Below are 1,185 nucleotides of genomic sequence, written 5' to 3' on the forward strand. Positions count from 1 at the left end.
GGACCGAGGGGAGTTCCTCGGCTCCGGGCATCACCTGGAGGTCGAAGTCCCGGGGCGGGGTTCCCGCCAGGGCGTCCCGGGTGAACTGGGCCCAGATCTCGGTGGGTTCGCCGCCGCCGTTGATCCGGGGCCGGCCGAGTGCGCCGTAGAGGGGTTCCTGCCGTCCGGACTCGGGGTCCTGGCCCATCAGGGCGACGACGGTGGCGAGTTCCGGGGTGTAGCCGGCGAACCAGGCCGCCTTGTCGTCCTCGGCGGTGCCGGTCTTCCCGGCCGCGGGGCGGCCGGCGGCGAGTGCGGCGGTTCCGGTGCCGGTCCTGACGACGTTCCGCAGGACGGCCGTGGTGGTGTCGGCGGCCTCCCGGGTCACCGCCTGCCGGGCGGTGGGGGTGGGCACGGTGATCTCCTGGCCGTCCCTGCTGAGGCTCTCGACGAGGGTGTACGTGCCGTGCCGGCCGTGGGCGGCGAGGGTCGCGTACGCCGTCGCCATGTCGAGGACGCTCGCGGTGGCCGCGCCGAGGGCGATGGAGGGGGTGGCGGTGAGGTCGGGGGTGGAGCCGGGCAGGCCGAGGGCGACGGCGGTGCGGCGGACGTGTCCGGGGCCGACGTCGACGGCCATCTGGGCGTAGACGGCGTTGACCGACAGGTCGGTCGCGGCGCCGACGGCGATCTCGCCGAAGTTCTCGTCGTCCTCGTTGGAGGGGTCGTACGGGAGACCGGGCCAGCCTTCCACCGGGCGGCGGTTGCGTCCGTCGTACACGGTGTGGGGGGTGATCGGTTCGCCCTGCTGGGTCTGGGCGCCGCTCTGGACGGCGGCGGTGAGGACGAAGGGCTTGAAGGTGGAGCCGACCTGGTAGTCGCGGCGGGTGGCGTTGTTGACGTACTGGCGGGTGTAGTCGACGCCGCCGTACATGGCGAGGACCTGGCCGTTGGCCGGGTCGACGGCGGCGGCACCGACCCGGACGTACCGGTCGACGGGGGAGGCCGCCGGGTCCAGCCGGGACGTCACCTGGTCCTCGACGGCCTTCACGAGGGCGTCCTGCTTGGCGGGTTCGAGGGTGGTGGTGATGCGGAAGCCGCCGCCCGCGAGGGTCTTCTCGTCGACGATGCCGTGCTCGGTCAGGTACTCCTCCACGGCCTGGACGAGGTAGCCGCGCTGGCCGGAGAGGCCGGTGGCGGGGCGGGCGG

1 protein-coding gene is annotated in these 1,185 nt (G+C 74.0%); it reads right to left on the minus strand.

Features of this window, described 5'->3' with window-relative positions; genetic code table 11:
• On the minus strand, positions 1 to 1,185 hold a 1,185-nt coding region (locus tag EAO70_RS36715; RefSeq protein ID WP_261993243.1), incomplete at both ends, for a transglycosylase domain-containing protein.

It is taken from the genome of Streptomyces sp. adm13(2018) (assembly GCF_008042145.1).
GTDB lineage: Bacteria > Actinomycetota > Actinomycetes > Streptomycetales > Streptomycetaceae > Streptomyces.